At 72.1% G+C, this 13,927-nt stretch carries 10 protein-coding genes; 1 reads left to right on the top strand and 9 read right to left on the bottom strand.

The genetic code is table 11. The features are described from left to right. The 8 genes from ABZ693_RS03935 to eccD all read right to left on the bottom strand — a co-directional run bounded on the left by ABZ693_RS03935 (position 1) and on the right by eccD (position 8,440). A complete protein-coding gene (locus tag ABZ693_RS03935; protein WP_359873025.1) occupies positions 1-321 on the bottom strand; it encodes a WXG100 family type VII secretion target in 321 nt (106 codons plus the stop codon). Beyond that, positions 318-848 (bottom strand): YbaB/EbfC family nucleoid-associated protein, encoded by a 531-nt coding sequence (locus ABZ693_RS03930; protein WP_359873023.1) that lies wholly within the window; start codon positions 846-848, stop codon positions 318-320. The genes ABZ693_RS03935 and ABZ693_RS03930 overlap by 4 nt, the downstream gene beginning before the upstream one ends. Before the next feature lie 70 nt (positions 849-918). Beyond that, positions 919-3,975, bottom strand: a complete 3,057-nt coding sequence (locus ABZ693_RS03925; protein ID WP_359873021.1) for an AAWKG family protein — start codon at positions 3,973-3,975, stop codon at positions 919-921. Between the two features lie 63 nt (positions 3,976-4,038). Then, a complete protein-coding gene (locus ABZ693_RS03920; protein WP_359873019.1) occupies positions 4,039-4,497 on the bottom strand; it encodes a type VII secretion system-associated protein in 459 nt (152 codons plus the stop codon). Between the two features lie 77 nt (positions 4,498-4,574). Then, positions 4,575-4,922 (bottom strand): WXG100 family type VII secretion target, encoded by a 348-nt coding sequence (locus ABZ693_RS03915; RefSeq protein ID WP_359873017.1) that lies wholly within the window; start codon positions 4,920-4,922, stop codon positions 4,575-4,577. Between the two features lie 92 nt (positions 4,923-5,014). Then, a complete protein-coding gene (locus ABZ693_RS03910; RefSeq protein WP_359873015.1) occupies positions 5,015-5,365 on the bottom strand; it encodes a hypothetical protein in 351 nt (116 codons plus the stop codon). A gap of 188 nt (positions 5,366-5,553) precedes the next feature. Next, positions 5,554-7,032 (bottom strand): type VII secretion protein EccB, encoded by a 1,479-nt coding sequence (gene eccB / locus ABZ693_RS03905; RefSeq protein WP_359873013.1) that lies wholly within the window; start codon positions 7,030-7,032, stop codon positions 5,554-5,556. A gap of 16 nt (positions 7,033-7,048) precedes the next feature. Continuing rightward, positions 7,049-8,440 (bottom strand): type VII secretion integral membrane protein EccD, encoded by a 1,392-nt coding sequence (gene eccD / locus ABZ693_RS03900; protein ID WP_359873011.1) that lies wholly within the window; start codon positions 8,438-8,440, stop codon positions 7,049-7,051. Between the two features lie 156 nt (positions 8,441-8,596). Here eccD and eccCa point away from each other — a divergent pair, with 156 nt between their 5' ends. Further along, positions 8,597-12,565 (top strand): type VII secretion protein EccCa, encoded by a 3,969-nt coding sequence (eccCa, locus tag ABZ693_RS03895; RefSeq protein WP_359873009.1) that lies wholly within the window; start codon positions 8,597-8,599, stop codon positions 12,563-12,565. Between the two features lie 81 nt (positions 12,566-12,646). Here the strand turns inward: eccCa and ABZ693_RS03890 are convergent, their stop codons facing one another. After that, on the bottom strand, positions 12,647-13,885 hold the full coding sequence (locus ABZ693_RS03890; RefSeq protein WP_359873007.1) for a S8 family serine peptidase: 1,239 nt from the start codon (positions 13,883-13,885) through the stop codon (positions 12,647-12,649). Positions 13,886-13,927 lie beyond the last annotated feature (42 nt).

The raw sequence follows: 13,927 nt of genomic DNA, 5'->3' as shown, positions 1-13,927 counted from the left end.
TCAGCGCCTGCCGTTCCCGCCGTTGAGATGGTTGAGGATGTCGTCCTGCAGGTTGCCGAAGTCGGCGGACGCGTCCCGGAGGCTCTGCGCGCTGCCGTTCAGGGCCTTGCCCAGCTCGTCGAGCCCGGCCTTCGTGTCCTCGAGGGCGGGCAGGTACTTCTGGGCGAAGGCCTCGCCGAATTCACCGGTGCCCCAGCACCCGTGATACGAGGTGATCTTGTCCAGGTAGTCGTCGCGCACCAGCTTGATGTACTGGGCCACTTGGTCCAGGTTCTCGCCGCCTTGGCCGAGCCCCTCCGTGTCGACGTCGAGACCGCTCATCGCCGGTCCTCCCCGCCCGTGCCCGGGTGGCCGGCCCCCGGGGCGCCGTCGTCGGCCGGGCTCGCGTCGTCCTCCTCGACGATCTCGTCGAACAGCGCGCCGCCGGACGGCCGGACCGGCGCCTTGGCCGGGGGAACGGGCAGTCCCTCCTCGCGCAGCGGGGCGAACAGCTCGTCCCAGTCCAGCTCCTGGAAGCCGCCTTCACCGGTCGGCGACAGGCCGGGAATGGGGCCGAACGGGCGGTAGACGGCGGCCAGTTGCTCGGCGGCCTGGGCGCGGGCCGCTCCGATGGTGGTCATCAGCACGCTCGCCAGCTGCGCCGGGGGCATGGTCCGGTACAGGGACGTCGGGAAACGCAGATGCGTCAGCTCGCCCTGCGGCCCCACCGTGGCCTCCACAGAGCGGTCCTTCGCCATGACGGTCGCCGATATCCGCGCGGCCGCGGCCCCGGCCTCGCTCAGCTTCGCCCGGGTCTCCTCGAACTCGGCCAGTGCCTCAGCCAGATGCTCTTCCATGGGATTGCTCATGCGTGCTCCGTCCCCCTCATGCCACTCGTCTTCCTGCCGGCCCGGTCGTCCGAGGCGTCACCGCTCGCGCTCATCGCCCGATCACCGCCGACACGCCGCCCTCGTCCGTACCCCAGGTGTCCTCGTCCTCGCTCACCCAGGTGGACCGCTCGCGCTCGTCGCTCTGGGTGTTGCCGCCCGCGCCGCCACCGCCCATGCCGCCCATCGGCGGCATCATCGGCGTGCCGCCGTTCGAGCTGGTGTTGGGCCGCCGGGCCATCATCGCGGCCTCCTCCGCGGCGAGTTGGGCCGCCTTGCCGCTGCGCGCGGCGGCGGTCTCGCCGGCGGCGATCGCGCGGCCGCGCTCCCCGGCCAGGCCGGCGCCGCCCGCCGTTCCCGTACCGGCGCCCGGGGTGAACCCCTGACCGCCGAGCGGGTTGAGGGGCAACCGGGGGCCCCCGCCTCCGGAACCCGCGCTCGAACCGCCGTACCCCCCGCTGCCCAGGGGAGAGGTGCTGTTCTTGCCGTCCGGGTAGTCGTAGTAGTCGAAGCCGCCCAGCCCGCCGCGGGTCTTGTTCGGCCCGAGCCCGCCGGTGGCGCCGGTGCCGGGGGGCCCGCCCGTGACACCGGTCGTCCGGCCGTACGGGTCGGTGGTGACCGTCCGTCCGTCCGGGTAACTGATCTGGTGGCCGCCGTCCTTGAGCTTCTTGTCGACGGTTCCGTCCGGGTACGTCGTCGTGGTCGAGCCGTCCGGGTTGTGCGTGGTCCGGGTGCCCCCGCTGCCACCGGTGGTGTTGAGGTGCTCGGTCTTCTTGTTGCCTTCGGCGTCCGTGGTCGTGTACGTGCCGTCCGGGCCGAGCTTGGTGGTGCTGCCGTCCTTGTACGTGGTGGAGACGGTGCCGTCGGCGCCCACCTGGGACACCGAGCCGTCGGCGTACTGGATGGTCGAGGTGCCCTTGCCCAGGTGCGAGACGGTCTTCGTGCCGTCCGGGTCGATCGTGGTGACGGTGCCGTTCGGCGCGACGGTGGTCTTCGTGCCGTCCTCGTGCGTGGTGGTGGTCGAGCCGTCCTTGCCGTACACGGTGGTCGAGCCGTCCGGGTTCTTGACGGTCGAACCGGGCGCCGGGTGGCTGGTGGTGCTGTTGCCCTGGGCGTCGGTGGTGGTGAGCGTGCCGTCGGGGGCGAGCTTCGTCGAGGTTCCGTCCGGGTACGTCGTCGTGGTCGTGCCGTCCGGCTTGACGGTGGTCTTCGTGCCGTCCCGGTAGGTGATGGTCTCGCTGCCGTCCTTGTTGAGGACCGTGCGTGAGCCGTCCGGGTTGGTGGTGACGGAGGTGCCGTCCCGGTGGACGGTGGTGGTCGTGCCGTCCTTGTGCGTGGTGGTGGTCGAGCCGTCGGTGTTGTACGAGATGGTGCTGCCGGCGGGGCCCTTGACCGTCTTGACCGGCTGGGCGCCGGTCGGGACGCCGGGGCCCCAGCCACCCGTGTTGTTGGGGGGCAGCAGCGGCGGAATCACGCCCGGGGGAGTGGTCTGGGTGCGTCCGTCCGGGTACGTGGTGGTGGTCGAGCCGTCCGGGTTCCTGACGCTGGTGGAGCCGTCGGGGTTGCGGACGGTGCTGCCGGGACCGCCGAGGCCGCTGTTGCCGTTCGTGCCGTTCGGGTCGAGCGTGGGCGGGGGGATGAGGCCGGTGCCCTTCCCGCCGTTCGTGCCGTTGCCTCCGGTGCTGCCGTCCGTGCCGCCGCCGAACTGCCCGTTGGTGTCGTTCTGGCCGATCTGCGGGGGAATCTTGATTCCGCCGTCGCCTCCCGTGCCGTCGCCTCCCGTGTCGCCCCCGTTCATTTGTTCCCGGAACTTGTCCATCTCCTTCTTCGCGTTCTCTTTCTCCTTCGCCGCTTCCGCCGCCGCACGGCCGGCCTCGTCGGCGGCGTTGGCCTCTTTGAGGCTGCTGACGCCCGCCTTGAAGGTGAAGGAGGAACTGCTCGACCCCAGGCGGATCATGGCCTGGTTGAGGTCCGTCATGACGGTGCCCGCGGTCAGGTCGAGCGGGCCGAGGGTGGCCAGCCAGTTGTTGTACGCGAGCGTGGCGATGTTCTTCCAGTCGCTTTCGATGGTGAGGTTCCCGTAGACGGGGTGCTGATGGAGGAATCCCTCTCCCACGCCGTTGACGCCCGTACTGGACTGCTTCATCTTGCTGATGTTGTTCTGGTTCAGCCAGTCGGCCAACTCGTTGAGCAGGGCGTCGAGATGGGAGGTGCCGAGCCAGACGTTCGCCGGCCGGAAGAGAGGGTTCGTGTACGCGCTGTCGACGATGCCGCGCGTGCGTTCCTCCGTCCCCGACTGCCAGCCCTCCCAGGCCTTGGCCAGGGTGTCGGCGGCTGTCCAGATCGCGAGTTCCGCGTCGGCGAGACTGTCTCCGACCGACGACCTGGACTTGAAGGTGGCGTTGCCCTTGAAGTCCCTGCCGCCGCCGGGCTGGACCACACCCGACGTGGGGGCGATCAGGGTGAGGAAGTCCTTGTAGCCGAGGCCGACCGCGTCGATCAGGTCACGGAAGACGTCCGCGCCGCTTCCCTGGTAGGCCGAGTACGCTCCGTCGAGTTGCTTCACCCACTTCTCGAGCTCGGTGGACTTGGCGGAGAAGTAGTCGACGACCCGGTTGAACGCCTCGGCCATCGGGCTGAAGTTGCGGAGATTGATCGCGTTCTCGGCGGTGACGGCCTTGGCGTAGGGGTACTCGCCGCCGAAACCCTCGGAGGTGTAGGTGTCCCGCAGGGTCTGCAGGGCCTTCCCGAAGCCGTAGTCGTAGGCTCCCGCGTTCCCGGTGTTGCTCCAGTCGGCGCCGGTCGACGAACTCCAGGGGAGGGAGATGGTCACCTTGTAGACGAGGATGCCGGTCGAGCTCCAACCGTCGGAAGGGCCGTAGAACTTGATGACCCGGCCGGTGCCCCCCGACGTGTCGATGGATCCCGTGGTCTCCCGGTACTCGGATTTGATCCAGTGGGTGACCTTCTCCACCTTGACCTGCATCCACTCGCTGCCGTTACCGGACTTCGCGTCCGCCCCGCCCACGGCCCCGACCATGGCCCGGGTGCCGCCGTCGAAACCGGTGATCTGCTTGACGACTGATTCCCAGCTTGAATCAACGGCCACGGCCAGGACTCTCCTTGTGCGACGGACAGGTACGTCGTGGTTCGAGGGGGGATACGGAAGAGGTCAGGGCTTCTGGGGGGCGAGATCCCCGTCCACATCGCGCAGGTCGTTCAGGAACTCCTGGCTCTTGATCTTCTCCAGGCTGTCCGCCTGGTTGTTCTTCATCTTCACCAGCACGGCGTTCATGTTCTTCTTGATGTCCTCGAAGAGCTTCAGCTGGTTCTTGATGACGGTCGCCTGATCGGTCGAGGCGGTCTTGAGGAAGGCCACCAACGGACTCGCGTCCATGGGGGTGGCCCCCTTCGCGCCCAGCTTGCCCAGCTGGAGCACATGGCTGCTGAGGCCGACTTCGAGGTTGCCCAGCTGGGGGCCGAGGTACTTCAGCGCGGTGATCCGGTACCCCTCCGTGGTGCTGTCCTCGTCCAGCGCCTTCAGCAGGGTGATGAACGACTCCACGTCGGTGTCGACGAACTTCTGCAGGGTGGCGATGTCCAGGTGCGACAGGTCGGCCGGGGTCGTCATGTCATCTCGCAATCAGCACGCGGAGAGGGAGGGCACGGGGGCGGGAGCCACGGCGGAGGGAAGGCGGGGACGCGGGATCACCCGCCGACGCGGATGTTCCCCCACTCCGCCGCGTTGCGGTTCTCGTGCCTGCGGTACTGGTCCGAGATGTCGGTGAGCGTCGTGCTGTGCTTCGTCAGGACCTGCCCCAACTGCTGGGTGGCCTGGTTCCACTGGTTCTGCAGGGCCGCGTACGTCGCCGCGTCCGCTCCCTGCCAGGCGCCGTGCAGTCCGACCAGCTCCTCGTTGAGGGACTGGACGAGGGCCTGGATCCGGGAGGTCTGCAGGCGCATGTCCTCGGCGGCCTGGTCCACGTGCTTGTACTCGACGTGGATGACGCCGTCCGACTTGTTGGCGTGGTCGTATCCGGCGGGGGGAGTGGACATGGCGAACTCCTAGCGGAAGGAGAGAGGGAAGGGACGGGAAGGCGAGGGAATCCGAGAGGGAGCGGCGAGGGCGCGGAGCCCGGACCGGCCGATCAGGTCAGCTGGTCGAAGACGTCGTTGGACCGTCCGCTGCCGAGGATGACCTCGGTGTTCTGGCCCTGGATGTTCTGCTGGAGGACGCCGGTCTCCTGAAGCTTCTCCATCATCTGGCCGATGTTCCTGGTGATGATGTCCACCTGGCCGCTCCAGTCCGCGAGGAGCCGCTGGTACGCGCCGCCGTCCTGGCCGCCGTACGCGGCCATCAGGCCGCCCATGGTGGTCCGCACGTCCTCCTGGGACTGCTTGATTCCGGACTGCGCCATGCTCAGGGCGTTGTAGCCCTTCTGGTTCTCGGACTGCGACGACGTCTGGATGCTGCCGGGAGGAGCAGGAGGAGTCGACATGTCGGATGTCCTTTCCGGAACGTGAACTTTCGCTGATGCTAGAGAGGTTGACGTGAGTCAAGCAACGATCTCGGGTGAGATCTGAGCTTGTCGTGAGCCTTCTGGGCTCGTGACGCGTTCTACTGCCCAGTACGAAGCCTCAGTCGGTGCCGAGCTGAACGAACGCGCCGCTCATGTTCACCTGTTGTTCATGCGCAGGGCGTCTCCGCGGGACGCGCGTCCCCGTCGGCCAGGGGCTGATCGCCCGTCGCCGTGCCCGCGTCGAGGACCGGTCCCGTCGGCACCATGTCCAGCAGCCGTGACGGGACCGCCTGCGCGTGTCCCCCCTTCAGGCCCAGGCGTTCCACCGACGTCGCGTCCGGCAGGCGGTATTTGACGCCCACGTCCGTGACCAGGTACGTCGTGGTGCCGATCACCGAGCCACCCGCGCCCAGTGCCTGGACGAGCGCGCCGCCCCCAGGGCGTACCGCGAGCCCGTCCACCGCCAGACAGGCCCGGGTGATCTCCGGGCCGCTCGCCGGCGGGGCCGCCCGTCCGGTGTCCGGGAGCAGGACGACCGCCACCCGGGGCGTGGCCCCGTCCGGCTGGATCCGCGCGCACACCGACGTGCCGGGGCCCGGGTCGCGTACGGCAGGCGTGCGCGAGGGCCAGCCCGCCGGATCCTTGACGGTCTTCGCGGCCGGCGCGTGATGCCGTGTCAACTGGTCGGCCGTCAGGGGGATCGCGGCCGGTACCGCACCCGGGTACGCGTCCTTCGCCGTCCGGTCGTCGCCCAGCACGAGCGCCGCCCCCGGGGTGCTCAAGGGGCGCAGCCCCGCCTTCTCCAGCAGGAAGTGCTGGACCGGGGCACCGGGCGGGGCCAGCTCGTAGACCTGGCCGCGCCGGCTGGGGCGCCCGCCGATACGGGGCCCCGCCGTGCCCCGGCCCTCGACCTCGGGGGCCGCCAGGTCCGGGCCCGCCGGGACGCTGTCCAGGAACGCGGCGGAGACGGGTACCGGGGACGTACCGGAGAAGCCGAGGGCCTCCGCCGCGCCGTGCCCGCCCAGGCGCAGCCGGCGATCGCCCCACAGCAGGTGCCGGGTGCCGTCGGGGCCCTGGACCAGGACCGCGCGGCCGGCGCCGGGGGACACCCCGCCGGCGGGCAGTCCCAGGCGCAGCGAGGTGACCGGGCGGCGGCCCGTGCCGTCGGGACCGGTCCGGACGGGCTCCTCCGCGCAGACCTGCCATGCCCCGCGCTCCAGGTCGCCCACGGCGGGCAGCGCGTCCGGCGCGCCGGGGATGCCGACCGGCGTACCGTGCCGCTCGCCTGCCAGGGAGGCCGCGGACACCGTGACCGGGCTCAGTTTGTCGGCGGCGATCAGCTTCGCGGAGGCGTAGTTGCGGATCGGGCGGAGCTGCCCACCCACGTAGAGGTAGCGGGTGCCGGTGTCCTCCTGGACGATCAGCGCCGCGTCCTGCCGCCAGGACTTGGAGCCGGTCGGGGAGATCAGGCCGAAGAGCAGGAAGCCGACGCAGATCACCACCCCGAGGCCGATCCCCCAGGCCATCCCCCGGTTGGTGCGGCCCACCGGCGACTCCGGGGCGTCCGGGTCGCCGCGCAGCATGCCGCTGGTCAGCCGGCCCATGACGAAGAGATGGGCCTGGACCTGGTCCTTTCTGGACTGCATGGCGTACGTCCTCCCGTCAGCCGGTCACGGTGCGCAGGGCCGCGTACACGTCCAGCACCCACAGGGTCAGCGGGATCAGGGCCACGGCCGACAGCGAGTGCAGGATGTCCGCGGCCCGTCCCCAGTAGGGCAGCATCCGGCGGCCGGGCACCGTCCACGAGGCGATGGCCGCGGTGGCGGCACCCGCGAGGAGCACCGCGAGCAGCGCCGGGCGCTGGGCCGCGGGCAGAGCCCCCGCCGTGTGCACCGCGATCAGGACCAGGCCGTAGAGCCCGGGCAGCATCACGGCGGGCCGCTGCCAGACATGGCCGATGCCCCGGGCGTGCAGCAGCAGGAGCAGACTCAGCACACCGGCGGTGACGAGCGCGGCGGTGTCCGGGCGGTCCAGCACCAGGGCGGTCAGGACACCCGCGCAGACCAGGCCGGTCGCCGCGTACAGCGCCGTCATCCACTCCTCGGCGAGCGCGGTGCGGGACACCACCTGCTCGTTCGCGTGCGGTTCGATGCCCTCCTGCAACTGCTCGGCGTTGGTGGGCAGTACGGGAAGCCGCAGCCCCGACAGACGGAACGCGATGGCCGGCACCAGACCGCCGAACACCACGGCCGGCACCGCGACGACGCTCGACGCGTGCGCGGCGGGCAGGTCCGTCGCCAGCATCAGCGCGCCCCACACCGCGCCCGCGAGCGCGACCGTCGCCGCGCTCAGCAGCAGGGGCACGAACGAGGCCACCGCCGCCACCGTCAGGACCGCCCCGCCCGCCGCCGCGGCACAGCCGGCCAGCAGCCGTGCGCCGAGCAGCTGCGTCCCCGTCTCGCCGGTCGGCAACAGCGCGCCCGCCAGCGCCAGATACGGGGGTACGAGGAAGCCGAGCGCGGCACCCGCGGCCGCGTCGCCGATCGCCCGGCTCGCCGACGCCGCACCGAACAGCACCAGCAGTCCGGTGCCCGCCGCGACCGCGGCCCGGAGCGACGTGGAGCCCCCCGGCAGTGCCAGCACGAGCAACCCCGCCGCGAGCAGGGTCACCGCCGTGCCGCGCAGCAGCCACCGGCTGGTGCGCGCCGCCCAGCCGTGCGGGCGGTCGCGCATCGTGGTGGCGATCCCGTCGACCAGGTCGTCGAAGTGGAGGGCGGGCAGCGCCTCGTTCCGCGGGCGCAGGAACAGCGTCTCGCCGTCGCGAAGGTTCAGCGCCTCGGGGGTGCCCTCCTCGTCCAGCGGCTTCTCGCCCAGGCGCTGCAGGATCCAGCCGTCGTGCTCGATGCCCTCCTCCGCCAGGCCGTCGCCCGCGTGGTCGAGCAGGGTGGGCAACAGGTCGGCGACCGGGACGTCGACCGGCACCGCGAGGTCGATCTGCCGTTTCGGGGTTCGTACCGTGAGCCGGCACAGGCCGGGGGCGGATATGTCTGTCATGGCGGCGGGGCCACACCTCTCCGAGGGGCCGGAATACCGAAGTGGATGCCCGCACACTACCTTTGGCCTCGCGTCGGGTCGCAAACACCATGTGCGTCCCGGTACTTGCTCCCTCCCCACCGCGTCCGGCGCGACAAGCCCGAGGAGTGACCCCGCGTGAGCACCGTTCTGTTCCGCCGCCCCGCCCGCAGGCGCGGTCCCGACATGCCGGACGGCGAGATCAGCCTCCAGGAGCCGCCGACCCTGCCCGAGGCGGAACCGAACACCTCCGCCATGTGGATGTACCTCCCCATGGGTCTCACCTCGCTCGCCATGCTGATGATGTTCATCCGGCCGGGCCAGGCGACCGCGTTCAGCTACTTCGCGATCGGCCTGATGCTGCTGTCGTCGGTCGCGATGATCATCGGTCAGCTGGTGCGCAGCGCGGGCGAGCGCAAGCGCAAGCTCAAGGGCGAACGGCGGGACTACCTGCGTTACCTGGCCCAGACCCGGCGCAAGATCCGGCGCACCGTCGTCGCCCAGCAGAAGGCCCTCGCCTGGCGGCACCCCGACCCCGCCGCCCTGTGGGCCCTCACCGGCACCAGCCGCCAGTGGGAACGCCGCCCCACGGACGAGGACTTCGCGGAGGTGCGGGTCGCCGTCGGCGAGCAGAAGCTCGGCACCCGCCTCGCCCCGCTCGCCACCAAACCCGTCGAGGATCTGGAACCGCTCTCCGCGCACGCCCTGCGCAGTTTCATCCGCGCGTACGCGACCGTGCCCGGCCAGCCCATCGCCCTCTACCTGCGCGCCTGGTCGCGCATCCTCGTGCAAGGGGACGCGGACCGGGCCCGCGCTCTCACCCGTGCGATGCTCGCCCAACTCGCCGCGTTCCACGCCCCCGAGGAACTCGGCATCGCGCTCTGCGTGTCCGACGCCCGCCGTGCCGACTGGGAGTGGCTGAAGTGGCTGCCGCACGCCCAGCACGCCTACCAGCGGGACGGCGCCGGCCAGGCCCGTACCGTGGCGGCCGGCCTCGTCGAACTCGACGAACTGCTCGGCGCCGACTTCACCGAACGTCCGCCCTTCGACCCCGAGACCGCGCCCGGCCGCGACGAACCCTTCACCGTCATCGTCGTCGACGGCGGCACCGTCCCCGGTGGTCACCGCCTGGAGGGCGCCGGGTACCGCAACACCGTCGTCGTCGACCTGTCCGGTTCCTTCGCCTGGAAGCCCGGACGCGGCACCCTGCGGCTGCGGGTCGAGGACGACGGACTGCATCTGATCCGCACCGACCGCGAACGCAAGGAACAGTCCACCCTGCTCGGCGCACCCGACGCGCTCGGCCCGGTCGCCGCCCGCGCGCTGGCGTCCCGGCTCGCCCCGTACCGCCTCGGTGGGGGTGTGGCGGCCGCCGAACCCTTCGCCGCCGACACCGAACTCACCAGCCTGCTCGGCATATCCGACCTGCACCGCTACGAGGTCGCCCGGCTGTGGGACCGCCCGCTGGAGAGCCGTGAACGGCTGCGGGTGCCGATCGCCGTCGGGGAGGACGGCCGTCCCGTCGAGCTCGACATCAAGGAGTCGGCGCAGGGCGGCATGGGCCCGCACGGCATGCTCATCGGCGCCACCGGCTCCGGCAAGAGCGAACTCCTGCGCACCCTGGTCCTGGGCCTGGCCCTGACGCACTCGTCCGAGACCCTCAACTTCGTCCTCGTCGACTTCAAGGGCGGCGCGACCTTCCTCGGCATGGACTCCCTGCCGCACACCTCGGCCGTCATCACCAACCTCGCCGAGGAGCTCCCGCTCGTCGGCCGTATGCAGGACGCCGTGCACGGTGAGTTGATGCGGCGTCAGGAACTGCTGAGGAAGGCCGGAAACTACTCGTCCGTCCTCGAATACGAGAAGGCGCGCGCGGCCGGAACCCCGCTCGCCCCGCTGCCCTCGCTGTTCATCGTCGTCGACGAGTTCTCGGAACTGCTCGCGGCCCACCGGGACTTCATGGATCTGTTCGTGATGATCGGCCGCCTCGGCCGCTCCCTCGGCGTCCATCTCCTGCTGGCCTCCCAGCGGCTGGAGGAGGGGCGCATGCACCAGCTGGAGTCCCACCTCTCGTATCGCATCGGCCTGCGCACCTTCTCCGCGATCGAGAGCCGGGGCGTGCTCGGCGTTCCCGACGCCTACCATCTCCCGCCGACGCCCGGCAGCGGGTATCTCAAGAGCGGGGTCGAGGCGCTGACCCGGTTCCGCGCCGCGTACGTCTCGGGTTCGTACAAGCCCCGGCGCGGCAGTGTCCAGCAGGCGCAGATCGCCCGGCAGGTGGTGCCGTGGGGCACCGGCTGGGTGGTGCCGCGGACCCTGCCCGCCGCGCCCGAGCCCGACCCGGCGACGTACGAGCCCGACCCGGGCGAGACCCTGCTCGGACTCGCGCTCGCCCGGCTGCGGGACAGCGGGCCGCCCGCCCATCAGGTGTGGCTGCCGCCGCTCGACGTCCCGCCCACGCTCGACACGCTGCTGCCCCCGCTGGTCCCGGACCCCGACTTCGGTCTGACCACGGCGGGCTCCGCGGACCGGGGCAGGCTGCGCGTTCCCGTGGGCATCGTCGACAAGCCCTTCGACCAGGTACGCGACCTGCTCACGGTCGACTTCTCCGGCGCGGGCGGTCACTTCGCCGTCGCGGGAGGCCCCCAGAGCGGCAAGTCGACCGTGCTCCGCACCCTCATCACCGCCCTCGCCCTCACCCACACACCTCGCGAAGTCCAGTTCTACTGCCTGGACTTCGGCGGTGGTGCGCTGCTGGGTCTGGCCGGGCTCCCGCACGTCGGTTCGGTCGCCGGCCGCCTCGACCGCGAGCGCATCTCGCGCACCCTGGCGGAAGTGACGTCGCTGCTCAACCGCCGCGAAGCGTTCTTCCAGGAACAGGGCATCGACTCGATGGCCACCTACCGCAAGCGGCGCGCGGCCGGTCGGTACCCCGACGAGCCCCTGGGCGACGTCTTCCTCGTGGTCGACGGCTGGTCCACCGTCCGCAGCGACATGTTCGACGACATCGCCGTCTTCAACGGCCTGGCCACCCGGGGTCTCAACTACGGCGTCCACCTCATGGTCAGCACCTCCCGCTGGGTGGAGCTCTCCGCCGCCCTGCGCGACCAGATCGGCAACCGTCTCGAACTCCGCATGGGCGACCCGATGGACTCCGCCGTCGACATCCGCAAGGCGCAGACCGTGCCGGCGATCCCCGGACGCGGCCTGAGCCCCGACAAACTCCACTTCCTCATCGCGCTCCCGCGCATCGACGGCCGCGAGGGCACCGACGACCTCACCGAGGCGCTCACCGACCTCGTCGAAGCCGTCGCCGAGAACTGGGACGCCCCGCCCGCCCCGCCCGTCCGCATGCTCCCCACCGCCTTCGGCGTCGAGGAGCTCCCGCGGCCCGACCGGGCATCGCCGCTGCGGATCCCGCTCGGCCTGGACGAGGCCGAACTCGCCCCTGTCTGGCACGACTTCACCCAGAGTCCGCACCTGGTGCTGGTCGGCGACACCGAGAGCGGCAAGACCAGCGCCCTGCGCGTGATCGCCCAGCAGATCGTCGCCACGCACACCCCCCAGGAGGCCCGCATCCTGGTCGTGGACTACCGCCGCGAGCTGGTGGAGGCCGTGCCGGAGGCCTACCGCCTCGGCCACGCGGTCGCCGCCGACCCGCTGCGTGAACTCGTCGACGGGGTGGCGCGGGCGATGGTCGTCCGCGCCCCCGGCGAGGACATCTCCCCGGCGCGGATGCGCCGTGCGGACTGGTGGACGGGGCCGCGCCTGTTCATCCTGGTCGACGACTACGAGATGGTCGGCGGCGCCTTCAACGGCCCCTTCGAACCCCTGCTGCCGCACCTCCCGCTCGGCTTCGAGGTCGGGCTGCACCTGGTCGTCGCCCGGGCGGCGACGGGCGCGTCCCGTCCGGACCCCCTGATGCGCAAGCTCCAGGAGGTCAACTCCCCGGGTCTCCAGCTGTCGTGTCCGCCGTCGGAGGGATACGTCTTCGACAGCGTCAAGCCGAGGATCCTGCCGCCGGGACGGGCCCTGCGGGTGGCGCGGCGGAAGGCGGCGCTGGTGCAACTGGCACTGCCGCGAGAGGCGGAGCCGGCGGCGGAGTAGAGGGCGTGCCGACCGGGCGGGCGGCCGGCCTGGGGGAGGCCGGCCCGCGGCGGCCCGGTGCGCGGCCGGCCCGTGTTCCGCTCAGGCCGCCTTGCCGCCCGCCCGCTCGTCGTGCCCCTCCAGCCGCCCCGGTGCCCAGCGGCGTGCGCGGCCTCGCGGAAGGACGACGGCGAGGAGGGCCACCAGGGCCGCCGTGGCCGCCGCGCCCGCGGCGACCAGCAGGGCGGTGTTCCGGGAGGCCGACGTGTCCGGGGGCACGGGCAGGCGTACGGGGGCGGGGCGGGGCCCCGCGACGGTCGCGCCCGCCCGCGTCGCGGCGCCCGCCACCGCCCCGTACGGGTCCAGGGCCGGCAGGTCGGCCGGATAGGCGGTGCGGAGCAGGCGTGCGCGGACCTGCGCGGCGGTCAGTTCCGGGTGGTAGGAGCGGACGAGGGCCGCGGTGCCCGCCGTGACGGCGGCGGCGAGCGAGGCCCCCGATCCGGTCCACTTGCCGTCGCCCCGGGGACCCGGACCCACCAGCGACACGCCCGGGGCGGTGAGATCCGCGCGGGTGTACGGCGGGGCGGTGTCCGGGCGGGTGCCCTGCGGGCCCGTGTCGAGCACCGAGAGGACATCGGGCGGCGGGGCGGGCGCGGGTTTCGGGGCGCCGGCGCCGTCCGCTCCGGGCGGGGCGCTGTCGGCCGCCGCGGGGGCGACGACCAGGGCGTCCTCGCGGGAGGCGACCGCCAGGGCCGCCTTCACCGACGCGTCCGTGCCGCTGAGCGGGGCGGTAAGGGTGATGACCCCGGCGCCGGCCTTCGCCGCCTCCTCGATGCCCGCGGCCAGTCGGGCCGGGTCGTTCTCGCCGCGCACGCCCGTGCCCCGTACCGCCAGGATCCTCGCCTCGGGGGCCACCCCCGAGAAGCCCTGGCCAGGCGCCCGCGCCCCGGCGATCAGTCCCGCCTGGAACGTGCCGCGGCCCACGCAGTCCTCGTCCGCGTCGCCCAGCGCCCGCACCCGGCCCGCCAGCACGGCGGGAGCGTCGCTCACTCCTGTGCCGACGACCGCCACGGTCACGCCCCGGCCCTGGGACAGCGGCCACACCCGGTCCAGCCCGAGGGCGTGGCGGGTCCAGGGGGCTTCGGCGGTGGGGCGGCCGGTGAAGGTCGTGCACTTCTGCCGGGGGCTGAGGCGTTCGGGGATTCCCGGGAGGACCACCGTGCCGTCGCCCTTGCCGCCGCCGCTGCTGCCGCCGTCGCCGTCGACGGCATGGGCGAAGGAGCCGGGGAGAGCGGCTGCCAGGGCGCAGATCACCAGCAGGGTGGTCGTACGACGGTGCATGGGGGTTTCTCGTTCCTCGGGTCGTGAGGGGGAGCGGGAGCG

Source organism: Streptomyces laurentii, assembly GCF_040635425.1.
Taxonomy (GTDB): Bacteria; Actinomycetota; Actinomycetes; order Streptomycetales; family Streptomycetaceae; genus Streptomyces; species Streptomyces laurentii.
This window is presented reverse-complemented; position numbering and strand designations above follow the sequence as displayed.

Bases quoted from the DNA above. Each gene is read 5' to 3' on its own strand.
- ABZ693_RS03935 (WP_359873025.1), bottom strand. From the start codon at position 321: ATGAGCGGTCTCGACGTCGACACGGAGGGGCTCGGCCAAGGCGGCGAG.
- ABZ693_RS03890 (WP_359873007.1), bottom strand. From the start codon at position 13,885: ATGCACCGTCGTACGACCACCCTGCTGGTGATCTGCGCCCTGGCAGCC.
- ABZ693_RS03915 (WP_359873017.1), bottom strand. From the start codon at position 4,922: ATGTCCACTCCCCCCGCCGGATACGACCACGCCAACAAGTCGGACGGC.
- eccD (WP_359873011.1), bottom strand. From the start codon at position 8,440: ATGACAGACATATCCGCCCCCGGCCTGTGCCGGCTCACGGTACGAACC.
- ABZ693_RS03930 (WP_359873023.1), bottom strand. From the start codon at position 848: ATGAGCAATCCCATGGAAGAGCATCTGGCTGAGGCACTGGCCGAGTTC.
- ABZ693_RS03920 (WP_359873019.1), bottom strand. From the start codon at position 4,497: ATGACGACCCCGGCCGACCTGTCGCACCTGGACATCGCCACCCTGCAG.
- ABZ693_RS03910 (WP_359873015.1), bottom strand. From the start codon at position 5,365: ATGTCGACTCCTCCTGCTCCTCCCGGCAGCATCCAGACGTCGTCGCAG.
- eccB (WP_359873013.1), bottom strand. From the start codon at position 7,032: ATGCAGTCCAGAAAGGACCAGGTCCAGGCCCATCTCTTCGTCATGGGC.